At 53.6% G+C, this 21,733-nt stretch carries 18 protein-coding genes and 3 pseudogenes; 16 read left to right on the top strand and 5 right to left on the bottom strand.

Annotated elements, in window-relative coordinates:
• The first annotated feature begins 836 nt into the window (after nt 1–836).
• Both ACR0C3_RS14670 and ACR0C3_RS14675 read left to right on the top strand, forming a co-directional pair.
• Entirely contained in the window at nt 837–2,276 is a 1,440-nt protein-coding gene (locus ACR0C3_RS14670) for an alanine/glycine:cation symporter family protein (RefSeq protein WP_480759126.1), read from the top strand.
• Nucleotides 2,254–3,213, top strand: a complete 960-nt coding sequence (locus ACR0C3_RS14675; protein WP_480759127.1) for a glutaminase — start codon at nt 2,254–2,256, stop codon at nt 3,211–3,213. Before ACR0C3_RS14670 ends, ACR0C3_RS14675 begins: the two co-directional genes overlap by 23 nt.
• Before the next feature lie 313 nt (nt 3,214–3,526).
• Here ACR0C3_RS14675 and ACR0C3_RS14680 read toward each other — a convergent pair whose 3' ends face one another.
• Nucleotides 3,527–4,195 (bottom strand): TetR/AcrR family transcriptional regulator, encoded by a 669-nt coding sequence (locus ACR0C3_RS14680; protein ID WP_480759128.1) that lies wholly within the window; start codon nt 4,193–4,195, stop codon nt 3,527–3,529.
• Between the two features lie 68 nt (nt 4,196–4,263).
• Here ACR0C3_RS14680 and ACR0C3_RS14685 point away from each other — a divergent pair, with 68 nt between their 5' ends.
• The 4 genes from ACR0C3_RS14685 to ACR0C3_RS14700 are packed head-to-tail and all read left to right on the top strand — an operon-like array spanning nt 4,264 to nt 8,220.
• Nucleotides 4,264–5,619: a flavin-containing monooxygenase gene (locus tag ACR0C3_RS14685; protein WP_480759129.1), complete on the top strand. Its 1,356-nt coding sequence runs from the start codon at nt 4,264–4,266 to the stop codon at nt 5,617–5,619.
• The gene (locus ACR0C3_RS14690) at nt 5,616–6,518 is read left to right on the top strand and encodes a bile acid:sodium symporter family protein (protein WP_480759131.1); all 903 of its coding nucleotides are present in this window, start codon (nt 5,616–5,618) and stop codon (nt 6,516–6,518) included. Before ACR0C3_RS14685 ends, ACR0C3_RS14690 begins: the two co-directional genes overlap by 4 nt.
• Complete coding sequence (locus ACR0C3_RS14695; protein ID WP_480759132.1) at nt 6,515–7,453, top strand: SDR family oxidoreductase; 939 nt, start codon at nt 6,515–6,517, stop codon at nt 7,451–7,453. The genes ACR0C3_RS14690 and ACR0C3_RS14695 overlap by 4 nt, the downstream gene beginning before the upstream one ends.
• Nucleotides 7,450–8,220: an SDR family NAD(P)-dependent oxidoreductase gene (locus tag ACR0C3_RS14700; RefSeq protein ID WP_480759134.1), complete on the top strand. Its 771-nt coding sequence runs from the start codon at nt 7,450–7,452 to the stop codon at nt 8,218–8,220. The genes ACR0C3_RS14695 and ACR0C3_RS14700 overlap by 4 nt, the downstream gene beginning before the upstream one ends.
• Before the next feature lie 62 nt (nt 8,221–8,282).
• Here ACR0C3_RS14700 and ACR0C3_RS14705 read toward each other — a convergent pair.
• Nucleotides 8,283–8,978, bottom strand: a pseudogene (locus ACR0C3_RS14705) (IS6 family transposase).
• Nucleotides 8,979–9,369: 391 nt separating this feature from the next.
• Between ACR0C3_RS14705 and ACR0C3_RS14710 the strand changes: the two are divergent.
• The 3 genes from ACR0C3_RS14710 to ACR0C3_RS14720 are packed head-to-tail and all read left to right on the top strand — an operon-like array spanning nt 9,370 to nt 11,539.
• Complete coding sequence (locus ACR0C3_RS14710) at nt 9,370–10,041, top strand: cupin domain-containing protein (RefSeq protein WP_480759363.1); 672 nt, start codon at nt 9,370–9,372, stop codon at nt 10,039–10,041.
• Nucleotides 10,038–11,033, top strand: a complete 996-nt coding sequence (locus tag ACR0C3_RS14715) for a flavin monoamine oxidase family protein (RefSeq protein ID WP_480759136.1) — start codon at nt 10,038–10,040, stop codon at nt 11,031–11,033. Before ACR0C3_RS14710 ends, ACR0C3_RS14715 begins: the two co-directional genes overlap by 4 nt.
• The gene (locus ACR0C3_RS14720; RefSeq protein ID WP_480759138.1) at nt 11,030–11,539 is read left to right on the top strand and encodes a TetR/AcrR family transcriptional regulator; all 510 of its coding nucleotides are present in this window, start codon (nt 11,030–11,032) and stop codon (nt 11,537–11,539) included. The genes ACR0C3_RS14715 and ACR0C3_RS14720 overlap by 4 nt, the downstream gene beginning before the upstream one ends.
• 373 nt (nt 11,540–11,912) lie before the next feature.
• On the opposite strand, the pseudogene ACR0C3_RS14725 reads toward ACR0C3_RS14720, so the two are convergent.
• Nucleotides 11,913–12,203: pseudogene (locus ACR0C3_RS14725) on the bottom strand (DDE-type integrase/transposase/recombinase); the annotation flags it as partial.
• A gap of 232 nt (nt 12,204–12,435) precedes the next feature.
• On the opposite strand from ACR0C3_RS14725, the gene ACR0C3_RS14730 reads away from it, so the two are divergent.
• The 5 genes from ACR0C3_RS14730 to ACR0C3_RS14750 all read left to right on the top strand — a co-directional run bounded on the left by ACR0C3_RS14730 (nt 12,436) and on the right by ACR0C3_RS14750 (nt 16,955).
• Nucleotides 12,436–13,566 carry an ABC transporter substrate-binding protein gene (locus ACR0C3_RS14730; RefSeq protein WP_480759139.1) on the top strand — a complete coding sequence of 377 codons (1,131 nt, stop codon included), beginning with the start codon at nt 12,436–12,438 and terminating at the stop codon, nt 13,564–13,566.
• A gap of 63 nt (nt 13,567–13,629) precedes the next feature.
• A complete protein-coding gene (locus ACR0C3_RS14735) occupies nt 13,630–14,550 on the top strand; it encodes a branched-chain amino acid ABC transporter permease (RefSeq protein ID WP_480759140.1) in 921 nt (306 codons plus the stop codon).
• Nucleotides 14,547–15,530, top strand: a complete 984-nt coding sequence (locus ACR0C3_RS14740) for a branched-chain amino acid ABC transporter permease (RefSeq protein ID WP_480759142.1) — start codon at nt 14,547–14,549, stop codon at nt 15,528–15,530. Before ACR0C3_RS14735 ends, ACR0C3_RS14740 begins: the two co-directional genes overlap by 4 nt.
• Complete coding sequence (locus ACR0C3_RS14745) at nt 15,523–16,272, top strand: ABC transporter ATP-binding protein (protein WP_480759143.1); 750 nt, start codon at nt 15,523–15,525, stop codon at nt 16,270–16,272. The genes ACR0C3_RS14740 and ACR0C3_RS14745 overlap by 8 nt, the downstream gene beginning before the upstream one ends.
• Entirely contained in the window at nt 16,269–16,955 is a 687-nt protein-coding gene (locus tag ACR0C3_RS14750) for an ABC transporter ATP-binding protein (RefSeq protein ID WP_480759144.1), read from the top strand. The genes ACR0C3_RS14745 and ACR0C3_RS14750 overlap by 4 nt, the downstream gene beginning before the upstream one ends.
• Nucleotides 16,956–17,058: 103 nt before the next feature.
• On the opposite strand, the pseudogene ACR0C3_RS14755 reads toward ACR0C3_RS14750, so the two are convergent.
• Nucleotides 17,059–17,384, bottom strand: a pseudogene (locus tag ACR0C3_RS14755) (transposase); the annotation flags it as partial.
• A gap of 2,064 nt (nt 17,385–19,448) precedes the next feature.
• Between ACR0C3_RS14755 and ACR0C3_RS14760 the strand changes: the two are divergent.
• Both ACR0C3_RS14760 and ACR0C3_RS14765 read left to right on the top strand, forming a co-directional pair.
• Nucleotides 19,449–19,616 carry a hypothetical protein gene (locus tag ACR0C3_RS14760; RefSeq protein ID WP_480759146.1) on the top strand — a complete coding sequence of 56 codons (168 nt, stop codon included), beginning with the start codon at nt 19,449–19,451 and terminating at the stop codon, nt 19,614–19,616.
• A 408-nt stretch (nt 19,617–20,024) separates the two neighbouring features.
• Nucleotides 20,025–20,867 (top strand): bifunctional allantoicase/(S)-ureidoglycine aminohydrolase, encoded by an 843-nt coding sequence (locus ACR0C3_RS14765; protein ID WP_480759147.1) that lies wholly within the window; start codon nt 20,025–20,027, stop codon nt 20,865–20,867.
• Between the two features lie 7 nt (nt 20,868–20,874).
• Here the strand turns inward: ACR0C3_RS14765 and bhcR are convergent, their stop codons facing one another.
• A complete protein-coding gene (gene bhcR, locus ACR0C3_RS14770) occupies nt 20,875–21,711 on the bottom strand; it encodes an HTH-type transcriptional regulator BhcR (protein ID WP_480759148.1) in 837 nt (278 codons plus the stop codon).
• Nucleotides 21,712–21,733: the final 22 nt, after the last annotated feature.

Below are 21,733 nucleotides of genomic sequence, written 5' to 3' on the forward strand. Positions count from 1 at the left end.
AAATGGACAACCGTTCGTCAGTTCCTCCAACAGTTCTTTTGCGACGAAACCTGCCTTTGGCATCTGTAAAACGCCCGTTTGGGTCATAGTAACGAATATCCCAAGTGTAAGCATCCGGCCAATATGCAATCTTCTAGCCAAGACTAGTGAAACCGCGATTTGTATGTATCCCGGGGGAATAAATCGTTTTTTAACATAATCATGATTACGCGAAGAAAAATGGAGAAATCTCGCTTTTGTCGGTGTACATAAATAATGGGGCTTAGTTATTGCGTCTCCCTTCTCATTGAATTCGACACCTGAAAGTTTTTGCTTTTTTGAATCTTTCGGCGGTTCAAGCGCTTTAAGCCTACGTCGAACAGAAAGCCAATGAGCCTCTTCGCAACCTGGAAACAGACGCTGTGCGCCCTGCTAGGACTTGGTTTATCGGCAGAATACCCTTCCGTCACTGCGCTGCGGTCCGTTAAACTGGCCATTCCCTGCGGGCGCAATATCTGCGGTCAGACGAATACGGGATCAGTGGGATAAAGCGACAGTTCACTGCTGCTGCGCAGGTGTCCGCTCCCTTGCGGCGAGGTTAAGAGGATCGTCTTTGTCACTGAGGACGTTTTCGACAAGTACAATTCAAATCAAGACGGCTCAGACTCTGCCATGCGCACCGTCCTGCTCATATGTCATCATGTGTTTGTGGCACAACTTCAATGACGCGAGCGCCAAGCGTTTAGAGATTCTTCGCAGCATATTCCTGACAACCGCCGCATCTTCGTGCATGATGAAAAAATAGGCAGACTCTTTTTTGCCTTCCTGGAAGTGCTTGAATTCTCAAGGGGCGCGCTTTGGAAATATTGGTTAACGGCATAAACACGGTTCTTTGGAACTACGTATTGATCTACGGTCTTCTTGGAACCGGTATCTTTTTTACAATTCGTCTCGGTGCGCTTCAGTTTCTCCATTTTGGGGAAATGTTGCGCGTCCTGACGTCTGCAAAGAGCACGGACAAAAGAGGTATTACTCCTTTTCAAGCGCTGACAGTAAGTCTGGCTTCTCGCGTCGGCACTGGAAACCTTGCTGGCGTAGCGGTAGCTCTGACCTTGGGAGGTCCAGGCGCAATCTTTTGGATGTGGATCGTGGCATTGGTTGGAATGGCCACCGCCTATTCCGAAAGTACTTTGGCCCAACTCTACAAAGTCACATCTTCCAACGGAAGGTTTAGGGGAGGTCCTGCGTTCTACATGGCCAACGCCTTGAACGCTCCTTGGGCTGGGGTCATTTTCTCGATCTGCCTGATCGTCAGCTTTGGTTTGGTTTTTGTCGCCGTCCAATCCAACTCGATTGCTGAAGCTTTCGAGGGCGCGTTCGGATTAAACAAATTGGTGGTTGGCATAGCGCTGGCCGCAGCCGCAGCGGTAGTCATATTCGGTGGAATAAGAACCATCGCAAAGTTTGCAGAGATCGTTGTACCGCTCATGGCAGGTCTCTACCTCTTGCTTGCCTGTATTGTCGTAGTCCTGAACATTTCCGAAGTACCCGCTATGTTGTGGTCGATTGTTGCAGGTGCGTTTGGCCTTCAGGAAGCTGCAGGAGGCGTGACAGGAGGCGTCATGGCTGCTGCGCTTAACGGCATCAAACGGGGGCTTTTCTCCAACGAAGCAGGCATGGGCTCAGCACCAAACATCGCAGCAGTTGCAACACCTGATCCCCACCACCCTTCCAGCCAAGGTTTCGTTCAGGCATTCGGGTGTTTTGTGGATACGATTTTGGTCGCAACGGCAACTGCACTGCTTATTCTTATGTCGGGCGCAATCGAAATTGATGGACCTACCGGAATGCGACTGACTCAAGACGCCGCGGCGGTCCATCTCGGCGAAATAGGCCGCCACTTTATCGCGATTGCCATCGTCTTCTTTGGTTTCACATCCATACTTGGCAACTACTCATATGCCGAAAACGCGATGACGTTCCTAAAATTGGAAGGCAAATTACCGATTTACATCTTGCGATTGGGTTGCCTTTCAATGGTTGTCTGGGGCGCAGTGCAAGCTGTTGCCACAGTGTTCAATTTCGCGGATGCGGCCATGGGAATAATGGCGACCATCAATTTGGTTGCGATTGTGCTGCTCTCTGGCACCGTCTACAAACTAACGGTGGATTATTTCTCGCAACGCCGACAGAACCTTGAACCTCGCTTTGTCGCAAGCAAATTTCCCGAGTTGAGTAAGGGCGTAGATCACACTGTCTGGACGGAGGAGATCCATGCCGACACTCAAAACCACTGAAAGCGAAAAGCTTCAGGAAGTCTTGAACGACATTGCAGATCGCATTGCCGGGATGTCCGAAAGGGGGAAGGTAGCAAAGTATATTCCAGAACTCGCCACAGTTGACCTGAACCAATTCGGTATTGCCATTGCACCCATCAACGGTCCGCTCGTGTCTGCTGGGGACGCGGGCACGCTGTTTTCAATCCAAAGCATCTCAAAAGTGTTTTCACTTACTTTGGCGCTGCAACAGGTTGGCGCCACCTTGTGGCAAAGAGTTGGCCGAGAACCTTCCGGCGATCCGTTCAATTCGATCGTTCAGCTTGAACACGAGCGCGGAATTCCAAGGAACCCGTTTATCAACCCCGGTGCGATCGTAGTGGCCGATGTTCTGCTCGAAAACCGTTCTGCTGACGACGCAATCAACGACCTCTTAGCGTTGTGCCGAGAGCTTACAGAAGACAACTCGGTTGAGGTTGATGTCTCGGTTGCAGATTCAGAGATCCGAACCGGTTCCAGAAATCGTGCGCTTGCCCATTTTATGCAGGCGGAAGGCAACCTTAAGGCACCCGTAGAGGATGTTCTGTCGCTCTACTTTCGCCAGTGTAGCATCGCCATGTCTTGCGAACAGTTGGCGCTAGCAGGTCGTTTTCTTGCGGCGGCGGGTCAAAATCCGGCCACCGGCGCCACAGTATTATCAGCGCAAAGAGCGAGAAGAGTTACTGCGCTCATGATGATGTGTGGATCCTACGATGCTTCGGGCGAATTTGCCTTCCGCGTTGGCCTTCCAGCGAAAAGCGGCGTTGGCGGCGGAATCTTGTGCATTGTACCCGGTATCGCTTCTGTTGTCGCCTGGAGCCCCGGGCTCGATCAAAAAGGCAATTCCTATCTAGCAACAATCGCCTTTCAAGAACTGGTACGCGCCACGGGGTGGTCCATTTTCGGACCAAGTGTATGACCCGGATTGGGTGAACCGGTTCCAAATGTATTTAGTTCCACTTCAATGACCGGCAGAGGACACAACTGAACTCAGACCGGTATGGGTGGCGGTGCTGTCAGATGAGTGATCCGAGAATAGGCTTACAGCACTTTGAGCGGCGATCATCTTTTCATAGATAGAAGCTTAAAAAGCCCCCTACCCGCCTCAAACCAAGTTCTTCTGACAAGACTGCCCCAAGGTCTCCTCTCGGCAACCTTACCCGCGCGACTTTTCATCCAATGTTATGAGGCCTTAGCCAAATCTTCTGACAAGACCGAAGCGCCGCTGTCAATCACTGCGCTTTCTTCAAACTGCCGATAATGCCTGCCTCACAGAAACTCAAAAGGTTCAAGGTCATGCTCTCGCGATCCGCCTCGCCAATATTTCCGCTTAGGGCCAAAATTCGCCACTGCGACGTACACAAGGCGAGCATTGAAGACACGGCAAACACCAACGCACCCGCAACTCGTTCTGGACTAGCCTCAGGGTGTTTTGAGCACAGCTTTTCTACAACCCTCATGGCCACAGGATCAAAGTGTGTTTGGGCCAATTCTCGCCACCGTGTATCAGCTGAGACAATCGCCACTATTCGTGCATAAGCAAGCCACTGAGGATCTCCGCTGAAGGCTCGCGAAACGAGCGGCAGCATGAAGGCTGACAACAAATCACCGACACTCCAGTCCGACTGCGCGTCCAACAATTCAATTCTAGAGAGACGCTCTTCAGAGAGTTCCGAAGCTCGACGCGCAACTATGCGCTCGAACAGCTCTTCTTTAGGACCCCCGTGAAAATTCACGTTGGCTTTCTGAACCCCTGCGCGTTCAGCGATATCTCGAATTGAAGCGCCCTCGAATCCCCTCTCGGCAAAAACCTGTTCTGCAGCGTCGAAGATTCGCTCTCTCGCTGCGACGGATCGCTGCGACGGTGCTCTTTTTCTTTCTTTTACAGCATGTTGTGGCATCTCAAAAACCAGTTTGCCTTATTTAGAACGTTCGTTCAAGATAAATACTGTCGCAGGAGGAGACGCGAATGGAACAGGCGCAGGTGAGAGCGGGCCAGCTGGTTGAGGCAAAGGCCCGTCCCGAAGAGTGTTTTGCTTTGATCGGTGCGGGGCCAATGGGCCTTGCAATGGCAAAGACGCTTGTCGAGCAGGGAGTGCCATTTCAAGGATTTGAACTGGCCGATGATGTGGGTGGTCTTTGGAACATTGATGCACCTCGGTCCACGATGTACGAGACCGCCCATCTCATTTCTTCCAAGCGCATGACGGAATTCACCGATTTCCCGATGCTTGAGGATACGGCAGAATATCCGTCACATCGCGAAATGAAGGCCTATTTCCAAGACTTCGCAAAATCGTTTGACCTGTATAAGCACTTTCATTTCGGAGCCGAAGTTCTGAAGACCGAACCATTGGAACGCGGCGGATGGGAAATCACCTGGCGAGACAAGACCGGTACCCATCATATCCAAAACTTCGCAGGGTTAATGATTGCCAACGGTACGCTGTCGGAACCGAACATGCCGGATTTCCAGGGTGAATTCACAGGTGAGCTCATCCATGCGTCCGAGTACCGTTATCCCACCCAATTTGCCGGTAAGCGCGTTCTTGTTGTTGGCGCGGGCAACTCCGGTTGCGACATCGCGGTCGATGCCATTCACCATGGCATATCTTGCGACCTCTCTATGCGCCGCGGGTACTACTTTGTTCCCAAATATGTCTTCGGAGTCCCTGCCGACACAATGGGGGGTAAGATCCGCCTGCCAATGTGGTTGAAGCGAAAAGTCGATGGCGCGATCCTGAAATGGTTTGTCGGTGATCCACAGAAATACGGGTTTCCGAAACCGGACTACGCTCTTTACGAGTCGCATCCAGTGGTCAATTCCCTCATTCTGTTTCACGCGGGGCATGGCGACCTGAAGGTTCGTCCGGATATCGAGCGTTTGGACGGTAAAACCGTTCATTTCCGCGATGGGACCTCGGCTGAATATGACATGATACTGGCCGCGACCGGGTATAAATTGCACTACCCGTTCATCGACAAGAAACATCTGAATTGGAAGGGTTCTGCGCCTCACCTCTACCTAAATTGCATGCACCCAGAACGAGATGACCTGTTTGTTCTTGGCATGGTCGAAGCATCGGGACTGGGCTGGCAAGGACGTCATGAGCAGGCCGAAATGGTCGCTCGCTACATTTCCGGATTGCGGTCAGGCAACTCCGCGGCGCAGGCAATCCGCTCCACCAAGTCCGATGGGTATGAGAGAGCAACAGGAGGTATGAACTACATCGACCTTCCGCGCATGGCCTACTACGTGGACAAAGCGACCTATCGGAGAGAGGTAACGGGCCAAATCGCTGCACTCAAGGCGGCTGAAATATGAACGGAATAGATCAGGTCGTTCTGAATTTTGATGCCGGAAATCTAAGAGTTCTCAATGCCATCCTAGCGATCGTCATGTTCTCGATCGCGCTGGATTTACGTACGGATGACTTTCGGCGCATTGCAGGTGCACCCAAGCCCCTCATTGTCGGTCTTGCGTCGCAGTTTCTGGTACTTCCAGCGCTTACTTTTCTTATGATTGTCGCACTGCGACCGATGCCATCTGTAGCGATGGGCCTTGTCCTCGTTGCTGCGTGCCCTGGTGGGAACATATCAAATTTCATGACCCATCGGGCGAAAGGGAATGTGGCGCTATCGGTTTCAATGACCGCTTTTGCGACGGTCGGAGCCATCGTTGTCACACCGGCAAACATTGCATTTTGGGGTAACCTATATGGCCCGACACGCGAAATCTTGCAGCGCACTGAAATTGACCCGGTCGCCGTCGCAACAACGGTCGGGTTCATGCTGATCCTACCATTGGTCCTCGGGATGCTAGTAAACGCGCGGTTAAAACAATTGGCTGATCGCATCCGCCGCCCAATGCAGTGGCTCTCAATGGCTATCTTTATTGCCTTCATTGTGCTCGCGCTGGCTGCCAATTGGGCGAACTTCCTTCAGGTCGCCGGAGCCGTCATAGGTCTCGTTGTTGTCCACAATACGCTGGCATTCCTTGGAGGGTACACAACGGCAACGATCACAGGGTTGTCCGAGCGGGATCGCCGTTCAGTTACAATTGAAACAGGTATTCAGAATTCGGGGCTGGGGCTCATCCTGATCTTCGCCTTTTTTGGAGGAATGGGAGGTATGGCTGTTGCCGCCGCTTTGTGGGGCATATGGCACGCGATTTCTGGCTTGGTTCTTGCGGGCTTCTTCGCAAGGCAGGAGATTCCGGTATGAAGCGCCTTCTCATCACTGGCGCTGCTGGTGCAGTCGGAACAGCGCTGCTAAGTCGTCTGGCGCAGAAGGACAACTATGCCGTCATAGCTACGGATATCCGAGAGCCTGCAAAATTGTCGCCGAACGCGTGGTTTATCAAGATGGATGTGACCAGTAGCGATCCACACGACGTCATTACGTCAGAACGCCCCGACACCGTCGTGCATCTTGCTTCGATCGTAACCCCCGGGCCAGACACGACGCGGGACTTTGAGTACCAGGTCGATGTTGAGGGCACCCGCAAAGTTCTTGATGCAGCCATTTCCGCGGGGGTACAGCGACTGGTCGTTACGTCCTCAGGCGCGGCCTATGGCTATCACGCCGACAATCCAGCGCTATTGCGAGAAACAGACGCAATTCGCGGCAATCAGGAATTCGCCTATTCTTGGCACAAAAGACTGGTCGAAGAGATGTTGGCAGACGCGAGAGAAACAGCCCCAGATTTAGAGCAAGTCGTATTGAGGGTTGGGACGGTTCTCGGGAACCATATCGAGAACCAGATAACGTCTCTGTTCCAAAAGCCTCGCCTACTTGGGCTGAAAGGATCAGAAAGCCCCTTTGTCTTCATATGGGACAAAGACCTGGCAGAAATACTGCTGCGCGCATCGACAAACGGGCCTGCGGGCATTTTCAACGTCTCTGGCGACGGTGCGCTTACTGTTTCCCAAATCGCCAAGGCCATGGGCAAGACTGTGCGCTGGTTGCCGCCAAAGTTGGTCAAGATGGCACTGGCCGTGGCCCGACCCGTAGGGCTTTCTCGCTATGGTCCTGAACAAGTTCGATTTCTGCAGTTTCGGCCAGTGCTGGACAACACTGCACTTAAGGTGAAGTTCGGCTATCAACCCAAATACTCAAGCGCCGAAGCATTTGAGCTCTGGTGGGAGCACGCGAAGTGAAAAAAACTGCAGTCATAACTGGTGGTGCTGGCGGCCTGGGGCAGGCTTTATCTGAGGCATTGCGAGAACAAGGTTGGCATACCGTAATCATTGACCTTCCAGGCCCGCGCCTCGACGCTTTGGCGGATGAGAAAGATCTTAGTCTCTACGCTTGTGACCTGACAAAACCTAAGCAATGCACAGATATATGCACTCAGATTTTGAAGGACAGGCCTTCAATTGACATGGTTATTTACAACGCAGGGGTTACACAAATCTCGGCGTTTACCAACGGTGATATGAACTCCCATCGCGACCTTTTTGAAATCAACTATTTTTCAGCGGTTGAGTGCGCTCGGCATTTCTTATTTCCATTAAGAAAGTCCAAGGGAACGCATCTGGCGATCTCATCAGTCGCGGGGTTTGCGCCTCTTTTCCATAGAACTGCCTACGCCGCCAGCAAGCATGCAATGGAAGGGTTTTTTAAGTCTCTGAGAGCCGAGGAAACCAGTCACGGGGTGTCCGTTACTATTGCTGCACCTTCCTTTGTTGCAACGAACATCGGGCAAACCGAAAAAGACACTAAGGGTTTCGCCCGTCCGGGATCCGCAACTGACGGTGTTGACTATATGACGCCACAAAACGCAGCCAAAATCATTCTCCGCGGGTGTCGAAAACGAAAAGCATTTGTGCCCGTCGGTCGAGTTGCAACCCTATCGAACGCCATGAACCGGTTAGCTCCGTCGCTGTTCTTCCGCCAAATGATGCGCACAATTGGAAGGAGTTAGTTCTCGGTGGGTGCCGTCAGATGAATTCGAACTGGTCTCTCCTAGGGTCGTAGAGCTGTCCTTCATGCCGCGCCAAGTTCGCGCCACTCGCCGAGAGCAACGGCGCGTGTCAGCTTGAAGGCTCCTCGGCTGTTGAGAGATCGCTTTTGGTTAAAGTGGTTGTAGACGGAGGAGTGGACGGCACTGAATTTCTATAAACTTCGCGTACGCCTGAATCGCTGCATCACGCATTCTCTTCGTTGGAACGGAAGGCGTTAGTTCTCACCTCGGTTGTTAAACCACCGGCCCGTCTTCTGCTTTTCCGTCGCACCGAAATATCTGAGCGAGGCTCGGTATGATGCGAAGCAATCGGTGACAACTTCATACGCAGCAACGTGTCGCTGCATTAATTTCTTGAGAAATTTCAGTTTTGCCTGCTTTTTTCGACGTTTTGTGACAATGGCTTCACGCACCTCGCCTTCTTGATCGACAGCGCGCCACAGGTAGCGCCGCTGACCGTTTAACTTTACGAAGACTTCGTCGACGTACCATTTCGATTTTGAGTATGCCCGTAGCAGCCGGACCCGTTTTCTCCGGATCTCCGTCGCGAACATCGGACCGAAACGGTTCCACCAATACCGCACTGTCTTGCGGCTCACTTCAATGCCGCGCGCACGCATCAGACCTTCCACGACTAGAAGCGGTAGTGGGAACCGAAAATAAAGCATCATCGTAAAACGAATGATCTTGGGACTGGTTTTGAAGTACTTGAAGGGCAACCGTTTATGAAAGCTTGAAGGCTACAAGAGCGCCCTGTCCGCTTGAAGCCAAGTTCTTCTCACAAGGCCATGCCCAGATCTCCTACCCAAATGCGGAAATTGAATCCGCGACTTGTGGCGAGATTAACAAAGGGTTTTTCAACGCAATCTCTGCATGGTCGCCGTCGGTTGGTGGCGCAGTATTGGTGACCAAGGAGCTCGTTTCAGACGTTCGCCAAAATTGCGGCTAGTGTCCGGTTTGCGGACAAATTCGCCATTCGCTGCGGTTCAACCCATGGTTCACGAACGCGTGATCACTATTGCGATGGTGAGGTTGAGAAACAACCTACCTATCAGTAGGTAAGTATATTCATTTTGCACAGACACAATGAAACAGGAAGGAGACCAAACCATGCGCGTGAACGCCAACTTCAATCAACGTACCCTTGTACATTTTGAAGAGAACGATTGGGTCGCATCCCCGATGCCCGGAGTTGAGCGCAAGATGCTTGACCGAATTGGAGAGGAAGTAGCTCGTGCCACCACCATCGTACGTTTCGCGCCTGGCAGCGCTTTTTCTGCACACACGCATTACGGAGGCGAAGAATACCTTGTGCTCGACGGTACTTTTCAGGACGAGGACGGTGATTTTCCAATTGGTTCCTACGTGCGGAACCCGCCGACCTCGTCTCATACACCTGCAGCACAGGACGGCGCGACAATTCTGGTAAAGCTCCACCAATTCGATGCTAGCGACCGCAATCAGGTCCAAATCGACAGCGGCAAGGCAAGCTGGATTGAAGCAGCAGATGGTGTTTCCAGGTTGTCCCTTCACACAGATGTACGTGAAACTGTAGCGATGGAATACTGGGATGCAGGTACAGTGCGCTCTCTAGATGCTTCAGGCGGGCTTGAGGTCTTTGTGATTGATGGGAGCTTGAACGAGGGTGGCGATACCCTGTCCCACTGGGATTGGTTACGCCTACCCGTCGGGGCGAGTTTCAAGGCGACCGCTGGCACTAACGGGGCGCGAGTCTGGATCAAGACCGGCCACCTTAGTCACGTCGCAGAGAGCGTGGCATGAAGCCAAACGCAGAGATTGTCATCGTCGGCGCAGGGTTGTCCGGCCTCGCTTTGGCACATGCGCTGAAGCTTGAAGGGCGCGACGTGCTTTTGCTGGAGGCGCGCGACCGCGTAGGCGGTCGCATTCTCTCACAGAGCGGCTATGATCTCGGCCCTGCTTGGATTTGGCCGCACAACCACCGCATGCTGGCCCTCGTAGACAAGCTTGGGCTGCGAACATTTCCACAATACAGCGATGGACGATTGGCGTTCGAGGATGCTCAGGGCAATGTACGTCGTGACTTCGATTTCGCCCCCATGGGTGACGCGCTTCGCATTTCAGGCGGACTCGCTCAGATTACCGACACCCTCGCCCAAAAGCTTGATGATACGCTGCGCCTTGACCACCCAGTTCAGCGTGTGATCGAAGAAGACGAATTCGTGACCTTAAGCGGAAACGGGTTTTCAATACGCGCCGAATTCGTTGTTTTGGCGCTACCCCCGCGACTCGCCGCACAGATGGGGGTGGTCGTTCCAGATATTCCAACGTGGATGGCCGGGCATGCCAAACTCGTTGCTTTTTATGACACCCCATTCTGGCGCGCTGCGGGCCTGAATGGCGACGCAATCTCTCATCAAGGCCCGCTGGCTGAAGTCCACGACGCGTCGCCTATGGACGGCAACGAGGGTGCTCTGTTCGGCTTTGCCATGCCCGGCACGGCGCGACAGTCTGGGTTCGAAGCGCAAGCGGTGGCGCAACTGGTCCGCCTGTTTGGCCCCAAAGCAGCTGAGCCGCGCGGTGTAATCGTCAAGGATTGGAGCGCCGACATGGCTACCACCACGTCTGCCGACCTCAAGCCGCTTAAAGCCCATCCTATGTATAGTACACTAACTCCTACTCGGAGGGTGATCTTTGCAGGCACTGAAACCGCACCGTCGCACGGTGGTTTCCTCGAAGGCGCTCTTGAGGCCATGGATGCAGCGCGGAAGGAATTGTCGAGGGTGATGGTATGACATCAGAAGAGAAAATCCTTGCCGCCGCCGAGGCGCGGGTACGCACCGGCGGCTACAACGGCTTTTCGTTCCGAGACATTGCGCGCGACGCAGGACTGACCAGCGCAGGCGTACATCATTACTTCCCGACCAAGGCTGATTTGGTCGCTCGACTGGCCAGAAATTACACGTCCCGTTTCCTGGACGCACTGGATGATTGCCCATCTGACGCGCGTGTCGAGCGCCTACGCGAGCTTTTCGCGGAAAGCTTGCGCCAGGACGGAAAGATGTGCCTTTGTGGACTGCTCGCAGCTGAAAGCGGAGGTCTGCCTGAACCGGTCGCTGAGGCGGCGAAAATGTTCTTTGCAGCATTGGTAGATCGGCTTGTCAGCGCATTTCCGGACAGTGCCGATCCGCTTTCTGACGCATTAGCGGTGCTCGCGACGCTGGAAGGTGCCGCACTACTTGCGACCGTGCAGGGTGACCACGACATCTTCGAGAAAGCAACGTCAGCTTTGCACTCTTAATGGTCATTCGCTGCACCCTGCATGCGCATCAGCTTTGCGGCAGAACCTCCCGTTGCCCCGGCCTACATGAATGGCCGCATTACGTGCTTTGCGGCAGCCGCGAAAAACAGCAATAGGGGCTTCGCGGCATATCTCCGGCTTTCATGTAGCGACAGCACGCAGGAGGTCAATCCAATATTTGACAGTCAGTTCTATCTCGTTCTTACGCCACTCAGGCTAAGCTTTTCCATAAGCGCTGCTGCAGGATCGAAAAGATCGAGGCGCTTGGATGACAGATACCGAATGCGCTGAGCGAACCGACACAACAACGAGGCTGTGTCGACGAAGACGTGAGCAGCAAAACCTCAATTGGGATAGGGAAGCCAAAACCTCAAAGCATTTTGTTGATAGGCTTGATACCCGCGGTGTTGGCACCGCTCTTGTCGGTCACAGTCTTCGTCGGCAATACATTGATCTTCAACATTCTGGCGAAGAACTTGATGGCGGCTGGTTCGTTTCGACACCGTGAAAGCATGAAATCAAGGGTCTTACCGTTCTTGTCGAAAGCTCGATAGAGCTAAACCCTTGCGTCTTTAACTTAGGTGTAAATTTCGTCCATTCTCCACGAACGATCACATGGCCCTTTGCGGCGACGTGCTGCTTCAGCGATTGCACCAGATCCCCTATGATGTTGACAAATGAACTCGCGTTGCAAGAAATCCACTCTGAAATGTAATCGACCGGTGGCGATGTCGATCTGCTGCTGAAACTATACGTACCTGCGAGGGAAGATGTTTGTCTTTTTGTCAACAACAAGAACAGTCCCGCACAGGGGAACGAGTGGACGCTTACAAAGCTGACCTTTCGCACATTATAACCACAGCAAAAAACCACAGCAAAAAACAGGGAGTAAAATCATGAAGAACACACTGGCAGCGGCGCTTGCCGTAACAGCTTTGTGCGGACCCGCCTTAGCCGAGACCAAGATCGGTATGATCACGACACTGTCTGGCGGTGGCGCCGGGCTTGGAATTGACGTTCGTGACGGTTTTATGCTGGCAATAAACCAATCTGGCCGTGACGACATCGAGGTCGTAGTTGAGGACGACCAACGCAAGCCAGATATCGCCGTGCAACTGTCAGACAAAATGATCCAGTCAGAGAAGGTTGACATCATGACTGGCATCATCTGGTCCAACCTGGCCATGGCTGTCGCCCCGTCCGCTGTAAACCAAGGCGTTTTTTACCTGTCTCCAAATGCGGGACCTTCAGCATTGGCAGGAAAAGGCTGTCACCAGAACTATTTCAACGTTGCCTGGCAAAACGACAATCTCCACGAAGCAGCTGGCGCCTATGCAAACAGTGCGGGCTACGGCAACAGCTTCATCATTGCCCCCAACTATCCCGCGGGCAAAGATGCATTGACCGGATACAAGCGTTTCTTCGAAGGTGAGTTGGCTGGTGAGCTTTACACGGAACTTGGTCAAACCGACTACGCCGCTGAAATCGCTCAAATCCGTGCTTCGGACGCGGATAGCGTGTTCTTCTTCCTTCCCGGTGGAATGGGGATTTCTTTCCTGAAGCAATATGCCGGTAGCGGCGTCGATCTTCCCGTGGTCGGACCAGCATTCAGCTTTGACCAAGGCATCCTCCAAGCTGTTGGTGACGCCGCCTTGGGTGTTGTGAACACTTCGCAGTGGAACAAGGACATCGACAATCCGACAAATGCCGCATTCGTCGAGAGCTTTCAGGCCGAGTACGGACGACTACCCTCGCTTTATGCAAGCCAAGGCTTTGACACGGCAAACCTGATCCTTTCCGCATTGAACAAGGCAAGCGCTGACGATGCCGATGCGTTCCGCGCAGCTCTCAAAGCGGCCGAGTTCGATAGCACGCGTGGAGACTTTGCGTTTGGAGAAAACCATCACCCGGTGCAAACGATTTACGCACGCCAAGTGATCCAGGAAGGTGACGTTTTCACCAACAAGATCCTTGGAGTTGCCCTGGAAAACCACTCAGACGCTTACGCGGCTGATTGCAAAATGTAGCGAAAAGGCGAGCCTGTCGCGCATCATTTGCAAGACAGGCCCGCTTGTTTCCGAGGCAAATGAATGTCGACCATTCTCATCATCGAGCAGGTCCTGAACGGGCTTCAATTCGGCGTGATGTTATTCCTAATGGCAGCCGGCCTGACACTGATCTTCGGCGTAATGGGTCTGATAAACTTGGCGCATGGCTCACTTTACATGATTGGAGCATTCGCCGCTGCCGCCGTTGCAGGATACACAGGATCTTTCCTACTTGCGCTTGTTGCAGCGCTGGCCGCAGCAGCATGTGCCGGCGCGATTGTTGAAATTGTCGTCATACGGAGGCTCTATAGCGCCCCCCACCTTGATCAGGTATTGGCGACCTTCGCCCTGATCCTGATTTTCTCAGAGGGAACGCGCTGGGTCTTTGGCTCCTTTCCGCTGTTTCTGGATATCCCGGACTACTTGTCGGGCCCAGTCATTTTGCCAGGCGGGATTGAGTATCCGCTGTATCGCTTAACCCTCATCGGGGCGGGCATCATTGTGGCGCTTGGATTGTGGTGGCTTACCGCGCGCACCCGGATCGGCATTCAGATCCGTGCCGGTGAAAATGACCGAGAAATGATCGCTGCGCTGGGCGTCGATATCTCTAAACTCTATACGATTGTCTTCGCACTTGGCGCAGCTCTCGCAGGTCTGGCCGGTGCCTTAGTGGGCGCGATTCAATCCGTTCAGGTGGGCATGGGCGAACCCGTGCTTATCCTAGCTTTCGTGGTGATCGTGATTGGTGGGATCGGCTCAATCAAAGGGGCTTTTGTCGGCGCAGTTCTCGTCGGTTTGACCGATACACTTGGCGGCATCTTTCTACCGCAAGTCTTCAAGCTGTTTATGGAACCAGGAGCCGCAACACAGACCGGCTCAGCTTTGGCGTCAATGGCCGTCTACATTCTTATGAGTATCTTGTTGATCTGGCGTCCGACAGGTTTGTTTGGAGCGCGCGCATGATCCGGGAAGACTATATCAACTGGGTTGTACTGGCTGGGTTCCTTGCTGTCCCGCTTTGGGCGCTGATGACCGACGAGCCGTTCACGATCACTCTGGCCACACGGGCCGTCATTCTCGCACTTGCCGCCGTGGGGCTGAATATCGCACTCGGGATTGGCGGGCTGGTAAGTCTTGGTCATGCCGTGTTTTTTGGCCTTGGCGGTTATGCAATGGGCATTCTCGCGTATCACGCCCAAACATATACGGCATTGGATCTTGGGCTCACCAGCATCGACGGTACGAAATCCATGCCGGTGATCTGGCTTACTGCCGTGATCATCTCGGCCCTTGCCGCGCTTTTGATCGGGGTGCTGTCACTGCGTACCTCTGGTGTTTACTTTATCATGATAACGCTGGCCTTTGGTCAGATGTTCTTTTTCTTCTCGATATCCTGGAGCGCCTATGGCGGCGAAGATGGGTTGTCGATCTACGTGCGCAACGGGTTTCCGGTATTGAACACGCTTGTTCCGATCCAGTTCTTCGGTCTGTGTTTTTTGATGCTTTGTGCAGCGCTGTTCTTGCACGCACGGCTGCGGTCCTCGCCCTTTGGTCTGGCCTTGAACGCCGCGCGCCAAGTGCCGCAAAGAGTGGAAACAGTCGGATTGAATCCGACGCGCCTGAAACTTCTGGCCTTTGTTATCTCAGGTGCCATTACCGGATTGGCAGGCGCGCTATTTGCCGATCTCAACCGCTTTGTGAGCCCAACGATGTTCAGTTGGCAATTGTCGGGCGAGTTGATCGTTCTGATCATCATTGGCGGCGTAGGGCGCCTGATGGGGCCTGTGATAGGAGCCGCGCTCTTTGTGGCGCTAGAGCACTTTCTGGGGGGGCTGACCGACTTCTGGCACATCTGGTTGGGGGTTATTCTTTTGATCATCGTTCTGTTTGCCCGTGGTGGTCTTGTGGGCATTCTCACAGGCAAGGAGGGTCCTAATGTCTGATACCGTCTTGTCCACCCATAACCTCAACAAAAGCTTCGGCGCTCTGAAAGCGACACAAGATGTCTCGATTGATCTGCGTGCGGGGGAAATCCACGCCATCATAGGCCCGAACGGCGCCGGAAAATCCACTTTGATCGGGCAAATCTGTGGAGGGCTGAAGTCCGACTCCGGCAGCGTGCACCTGAATGGTCAGGACATCTCTGCGTTGCCCACACAAGCGCGCGCCAAGGCCGGACTGGGTCGGACCTTCCAAATATCCCAGCTTGCGATGGAAGATACCGTTTTCGAAAACGTGCTGCTTGGTGCTATGGGACACTCCGGTCGACCATGGCGTTTTTGGCGGGCGGCAAAGAAGGATCAAGACTTGCGCGACCGCGCCATGAAGGCACTGGTCCGCGTGGACCTCGAAGAGGCCGCCGACCAAACCACTGCAAACCTCAGCCATGGTCAACGCAGGCAATTGGAAGTTGCCGTCGCCCTGACCCTATCCCCGAAGGCCTTTGTCATGGATGAGCCAATGGCTGGGCTAGGAGCCGAAGGATCGAAAGCGTTGACCGGTTTTCTGAACGACCTGCGCGAAGAGGCCCCGATTCTGTTGGTTGAACATGATATGGACGCGGTTTTTTCATTGGCTGATAGGATCAGCGTGCTTGTCTATGGCCAGGTGATCGCGTCTGGAACAGTCGACGATATCCGGTCTTCGCCCGAGGTCAAAGAAGCCTATTTGGGGGAAGATGTATGAGCTTGCTGAACGTTGAAAACCTGACGGCATCCTACGGTCCTGTGCCAGCTTTGTTCGGCATCAACCTGGCTATGAATGAGGGCGAAGCCTGCGCATTGATGGGGCGAAATGGCATGGGGAAGTCCACCACTGTCAAAGCGATTTGTCGAATGATCGACTCTTCCGGCGGTCTGACCTTTGCCGGGAAAGATCTGCACAAAATGGCCAGTCACAACGTCGCCCGACTAGGGGTGGGCTTAGTCCCCGAAGGACGGCGCTGTTTTCGGGATCTAACCGTCAAAGAGAATTTGGTCGCCGCGGCGCGTCCCGGACCATGGGATATGACCTCGGTTGCACAGCTGTTCCCAAGACTAGGCGAGCGCAAAGGCCAGCGCGCGGCATCCCTTTCTGGGGGAGAACAACAGATGCTGGCGATTGGACGCGCCTTGATGACCAATCCACGACTTCTGGTTCTCGATGAGGCGACAGAAGGCTTGGCCCCGATCGTCCGTCAGGAAATCTGGGCCGCAATCACGCAGATTAAGCAGGAAACCCGCATGTCCATCTTGTTGATTGATAAATCCCTACGCGAGCTGTCCTCTGTTGTGGATAGCGCGGTCATTGTAGCGCGGGGAAAGACAGTATGGTCGGGCAAAATGGATGCGCTGACCGCCGATTTGGCCGAACAATATGTTGGTGTGTAGTGGTTTTTGAACTTGCACAGAATACAATGTTAAAGCTGTCCGTCTTCAGGGACTTTGGAACATATTACGGCCTTAGCTATGCTCCAGATTCATTGATTAACAGCTAGAACAGCACGGTAGCTGCTAGGGCGATGGCTGAGAGGAAGACCTTTGGACATCTGTCATATCGGGTTGCGACGCGCAGCCAATCCTTCAGACGTCCAAACATAATCTCGATCCTGTTGCGTCGTTTGTAGCGGCGCTTATCGTATCTGACAGGCTTGTCGCGTGATTTTCGACCTAGGAAACAGGGCCTTAGTCCCCTGCCACTAACGGCTTCGCGGAACCGCCCCGCGTCACAAGCTCGACCTCCCAGCAGCCAATCAGCCGATGTAGGCTGTTTGTCAAAGCCCTGGCCCCAGTATAGTCGCTCACCTGCCCGGCAGATACATCACCACCAATGCACAATCGGGTGAAGTCCTGATGTTGGGTTGGATAAATGCAGATGCGGTTTGGCTGCGGGTCGACGCTACTGGATCGGGTGCCTTGTATTTGGGCTAGTGTTCTTGCTTCTATCGCGCCGTGCCCTTGGACCCGGATGCAGGCCAACCGCTGACATTTACGGAAGACCACAAAACCTTCGACCCCTTTAAAGTCTATTGTGATGTCCAAAACCCATCGCAACTCTGGACTCCTCCAGACGCGACATGCCCCGGGTTTGATCAACCGGGTACGCGGACATGTCTGGCCAAAGCCGCCAATCGGCTGCGGATCATGAAAGATGACACTCGCGCCGCCGTGGTCGCCACGCCCCCCGGCGGTCTGGCTTGCCCTTTACACCCCGCAATCCAAAGCGCAAGCATGGCAACATCTCGACCGCGCTCATGATGCAGAGCAGATCGCTTGCAAAAAAGGCGCGGACCCTCTGGCACATCCAATGTACCTAGCGCCCGATCTACGTTCAGCTGAGCCACGGCGCACAATGCCATGTCTCGGTTCAAGAGGCCGTTTGAATGCACCTCAAATGCGAAGGCCCGGAAACCAAAGTGAGTATCATGATGCTCGACTTCCGAGGGATAATAACCACAATCCACTAGTCACTATCTCAAGTCTCGGCGTCAGATATTGCCGCAACACTCTGAACAAATGGCCGGTTTCAATGGCGACATAGGTTGCCATAATCCAGGCAGGTGAATGAAACAGTACGCGTAGCATGAATATCGAATTCACATGTTGGGCTCATTGCTGTCGCTCTTTGCGCGTTTGACGAACGACTGCTCTTTTTTTGGTTAGAATATCTCGGGTTCTGGGGTCTAAAAAATTCAAAACTCCAAGTAGCTTATTATGTTGAAACCACAGTTCCACCATTAAGGTAATCCGACAACTACACAGGAGTGCGTCACTTGTTGGACGTCAGTGGGTTAACTAAAGAGAGCATGGAGTGGGTGTTGTTTGTACACAACCGAGCTTGAAGGAACGTTGGAGTTTCGAGGATTGGGAACATGCAAAAGCCCCCATTCGAGACATGGCGCGCTTCCTTCTATTTGATGTCGCTCACCACGGCCATTTCGGGCACTAGAAGTAGGATTTGATGCTTTACAATAAAGTTTGGGCACACGAACGCTACATCCCTGGACCAGCGCGAAGTCGCTTTGTGGTGCTGCTGAAGAACCCTAACACACGAATCAAACCGAAATAGGTAAGCAATCCAGATTTTGAGTTACATCCGCACCTTGGGGAAACACATAGTCGAATACACCAATCGCCGCGTTCGAAGAAGGCTGCATAGAATGCGAGATATAACCATACGCATTGATCTTGATTTGATGATGATCGGTGACACCCTTATGGTGACGCCCCGCAAATGCGTCGGTTGGAAGGCGCTAAACGCAGAAATCTTGCTTATTTTTTGCTTTGTTGCTGCGATCTTGACGACCAGCCAAGTTCCTTTGAACCGAAACGCTGATACCTAACAGTTGACCGTTGGATATCCCCACATCCGCCGGGGTCACAATCAGATATCTTACGATATCCAGCAGCTTGTCGCGATGTGCTTCAGTGATTTCCGCACCCGCATGCCGTTGTTTCGACTCGTACAAAGAGTGGAGCCGCAGGGACGAAGGGAAAATCCTCCGCGGCTTTCTTTACGCGTACGTTCGACAATACGGCGCAAGGCTTGAAGAATGCTAAACTTCATCCCGAGCCAAAAGCGAACTAGTCGACAACCTGAATTTGCGTTCTACTTCATCGCCTTCGTGCAAAATCAAGCAATCGGCAACTTGTTGGTCTCACCCGCGCACCCGACCTTTTGCAGGTAGCTTTCCAGCGATCTAAGGAAGTTGGTATGCTTGATCGGGCGGGTATCGGTTTTTCGTTGCCCGTGCCTTGTGGTTTCTGAAACTCAGCAACGTGCTCGGTCTCACTACGCGTCGTGCAAGATATCACGGTGTCGGATTAGACTTCAGAGGGCCGCAGTCGTTTGATCACTGTCAAAACATCTATATGGAATTGTGAATGATCGACGGCATCCGCTGGTCCGATTTTGACATACCGAGACAGAGCGGGCATCTGGCAATACATGGATTTTCCGGTGCCGGGCGGCCAGATGCTGAGAAGGCCATTGCCCGACATGGCTTCATCGACAATGACTTCCTGCAAGCGGTAGCGTTCTGGGTAGACTAGTTGTGTCCGGAAACTGCGAAATGCGTCCACGTGGGGATAAGGTCATTGGCAAAATCCTGGCCGCTTTCGGATTCACCTCAAGGTTGATGACAGGCACAAGTTTATTAAATCGCTATGTTGACCGGCCATTGATAATACGCAACGCATCAGTAGGCTGTGTCAGAGAATGGCTTTTTGAGGCTATGTACACGCCGAACGGCTCGTGAATCGCGACGCAAACTCGTTGCGAAGCCACTTTTTGCGGATCAAATAAAGAAATTGTCCCGCGCCAAGTGAATCCTCGAAATCCCCAGACAATTTCCATGATTGTCAAATTTTCGCAGAGAGAGCTGTCGCCTCCTTACGGCTGGTTCGATCCTCGGAACCGGAGCATATGTATACGGGCACGGCTTTTCTTCAGGAGCACACATGAACACGCAATACTACGTACCCCATGGCGGACATCCCGGACAAGACCAGCTGCTGACGGACCGCGCCGTGTTTACAGATGCGTATGCCGTGATCCCCAAGGGCACCATGCGAGATATCGTGACGAGCTTTCTGCCGTTCTGGGACGATACGCGCCTATGGGTGATTTCGCGCCCACTGACAGGATTTGCCGAGACATTCTCGCAATACATCATGGAAGTGCAGCCGGGCGGAGGTTCTGACCGGCCCGAAACCGACGCGGATGCCCAAAGTGTTCTGTTCGTGGTCGAAGGGGCCGCAACGCTGATCTCTGAAGGAACGCACCATGAGCTGACCCCAGGCGGCTATGCCTATCTGCCGCCCGGATGCCACTGGACCCTGCGCAACCACTCTGAAAACACCTTGCGGTTCCATTGGATTCGCAAAGCCTATGAAGCCGTTGATGGGCTGGGTATTCCGGATGTCCTCGTGCTGAACGAAAACGATATCGAACCGACCCCAATGCCCGGTACCGATGGCAAATGGGCAACGACGCGGTTTGTCGACCCGAGTGACCTGCGCCACGACATGCATGTGACCGTGGTGACGTTTGAACCCGGTGCAGTCATCCCTTTCCTCGAAACACATGTCATGGAACACGGCCTCTATGTGCTTGAGGGTAAGGCGGTGTACCGGTTGAACAATGACTGGGTCGAGGTCGAGGCCGGAGACTACATGTGGCTGCGCGCGTTTTGCCCACAGGCCTGCTACGCCGGCGGTCCGGGCAAGTTCCGGTACCTGCTCTATAAGGATGTGAACCGACACATGCCTCTGCGCCTTGGATCCGCCGCCAACCGGCGATAGAGGCCTCTCAGTTCACGATTCCTCCGATGGCCTGAGTCAATGCTCGGCCCGCCTCGATCACGGGGCGGCTGAGTTGTTCGATCCCATTCTCGCGCACCCGGCTGGTGGGTCCCGAGACGGAAATCCCCGCAACCGCTTCCCCGTTCACGTCGAACACCGGCGCAGCGATACAGCGCATGCCCTCGTTTTTCTCTTCATTGTCGATCGAAAAACCTCGCGCGCGGATAGAAGTCAGGTCCTGTTTCAGACTTTCTACAGTCGTGATCGACCGGTCCGTGAACGCCTGTAACTGGACCGAAGCCAGCAATCTGTCCAACCGGTCTTCATCCATATGCGCCAGCAGGACCTTCCCGATCCCCGATGCGTGCATGGGCGACAGTGTTCCGGGCGGAAAGAAGGCCCGGATGCTGGCATGGGTTTCCACCTGGCTTAGAAACAGGACTGAGCCTTCTTTCTGAATGCCCAAATTGGCGGTTTCACCCGTAGCTTCCATCAGCTTGCGCATCACCGGTCTTGCCCGATCAACAAGGCTGGTGCGCCTTAGGAATCGCGAGCCTATGACGAAGGCACGGGGGCCGATATGCCAGATCTGTTCAACAGGATCGAACTCTACCAGGCCCCTGCCCTCTAGCGTGACAAGGATGCGATAGACCGTGGCCGGAGAATGCTGCATTTCATCGGACAACATCGTCAATGACTTGCCTTGCGCCTCGCTCAGATACTCGAAAACCTCCATCGCACGGTCGAGGGATTTGATCGTGTTCTGAGCCGTTTTGTCATCCCATCCCCGCGGCCTTCCCCGTGCTTTTCGAGGGGAACCAGCGCCATTTTTTTGAGAAGCCATAAGAACCTTCGGTTTTTTCGAA

The sequence above is a fragment of the Ruegeria sp. CK3 genome (assembly GCF_056536565.1).

Bases quoted from the DNA above. Each gene is read 5' to 3' on its own strand.
- ACR0C3_RS14710 (WP_480759363.1), top strand. From the start codon at position 9,370: ATGCGCGTGAACGCCAACTTCAATCAACGTACCCTTGTACATTTTGAA.
- ACR0C3_RS14735 (WP_480759140.1), top strand. From the start codon at position 13,630: ATGTCGACCATTCTCATCATCGAGCAGGTCCTGAACGGGCTTCAATTC.
- ACR0C3_RS14745 (WP_480759143.1), top strand. From the start codon at position 15,523: ATGTCTGATACCGTCTTGTCCACCCATAACCTCAACAAAAGCTTCGGC.
- ACR0C3_RS14680 (WP_480759128.1), bottom strand. From the start codon at position 4,195: ATGCCACAACATGCTGTAAAAGAAAGAAAAAGAGCACCGTCGCAGCGA.
- ACR0C3_RS14765 (WP_480759147.1), top strand. From the start codon at position 20,025: ATGAACACGCAATACTACGTACCCCATGGCGGACATCCCGGACAAGAC.
- ACR0C3_RS14715 (WP_480759136.1), top strand. From the start codon at position 10,038: ATGAAGCCAAACGCAGAGATTGTCATCGTCGGCGCAGGGTTGTCCGGC.
- ACR0C3_RS14720 (WP_480759138.1), top strand. From the start codon at position 11,030: ATGACATCAGAAGAGAAAATCCTTGCCGCCGCCGAGGCGCGGGTACGC.
- bhcR (WP_480759148.1), bottom strand. From the start codon at position 21,711: ATGGCTTCTCAAAAAAATGGCGCTGGTTCCCCTCGAAAAGCACGGGGA.
- ACR0C3_RS14760 (WP_480759146.1), top strand. From the start codon at position 19,449: ATGATCGACGGCATCCGCTGGTCCGATTTTGACATACCGAGACAGAGC.
- ACR0C3_RS14730 (WP_480759139.1), top strand. From the start codon at position 12,436: ATGAAGAACACACTGGCAGCGGCGCTTGCCGTAACAGCTTTGTGCGGA.
- ACR0C3_RS14750 (WP_480759144.1), top strand. From the start codon at position 16,269: ATGAGCTTGCTGAACGTTGAAAACCTGACGGCATCCTACGGTCCTGTG.
- ACR0C3_RS14685 (WP_480759129.1), top strand. From the start codon at position 4,264: ATGGAACAGGCGCAGGTGAGAGCGGGCCAGCTGGTTGAGGCAAAGGCC.
- ACR0C3_RS14695 (WP_480759132.1), top strand. From the start codon at position 6,515: ATGAAGCGCCTTCTCATCACTGGCGCTGCTGGTGCAGTCGGAACAGCG.
- ACR0C3_RS14675 (WP_480759127.1), top strand. From the start codon at position 2,254: ATGCCGACACTCAAAACCACTGAAAGCGAAAAGCTTCAGGAAGTCTTG.
- ACR0C3_RS14690 (WP_480759131.1), top strand. From the start codon at position 5,616: ATGAACGGAATAGATCAGGTCGTTCTGAATTTTGATGCCGGAAATCTA.
- ACR0C3_RS14740 (WP_480759142.1), top strand. From the start codon at position 14,547: ATGATCCGGGAAGACTATATCAACTGGGTTGTACTGGCTGGGTTCCTT.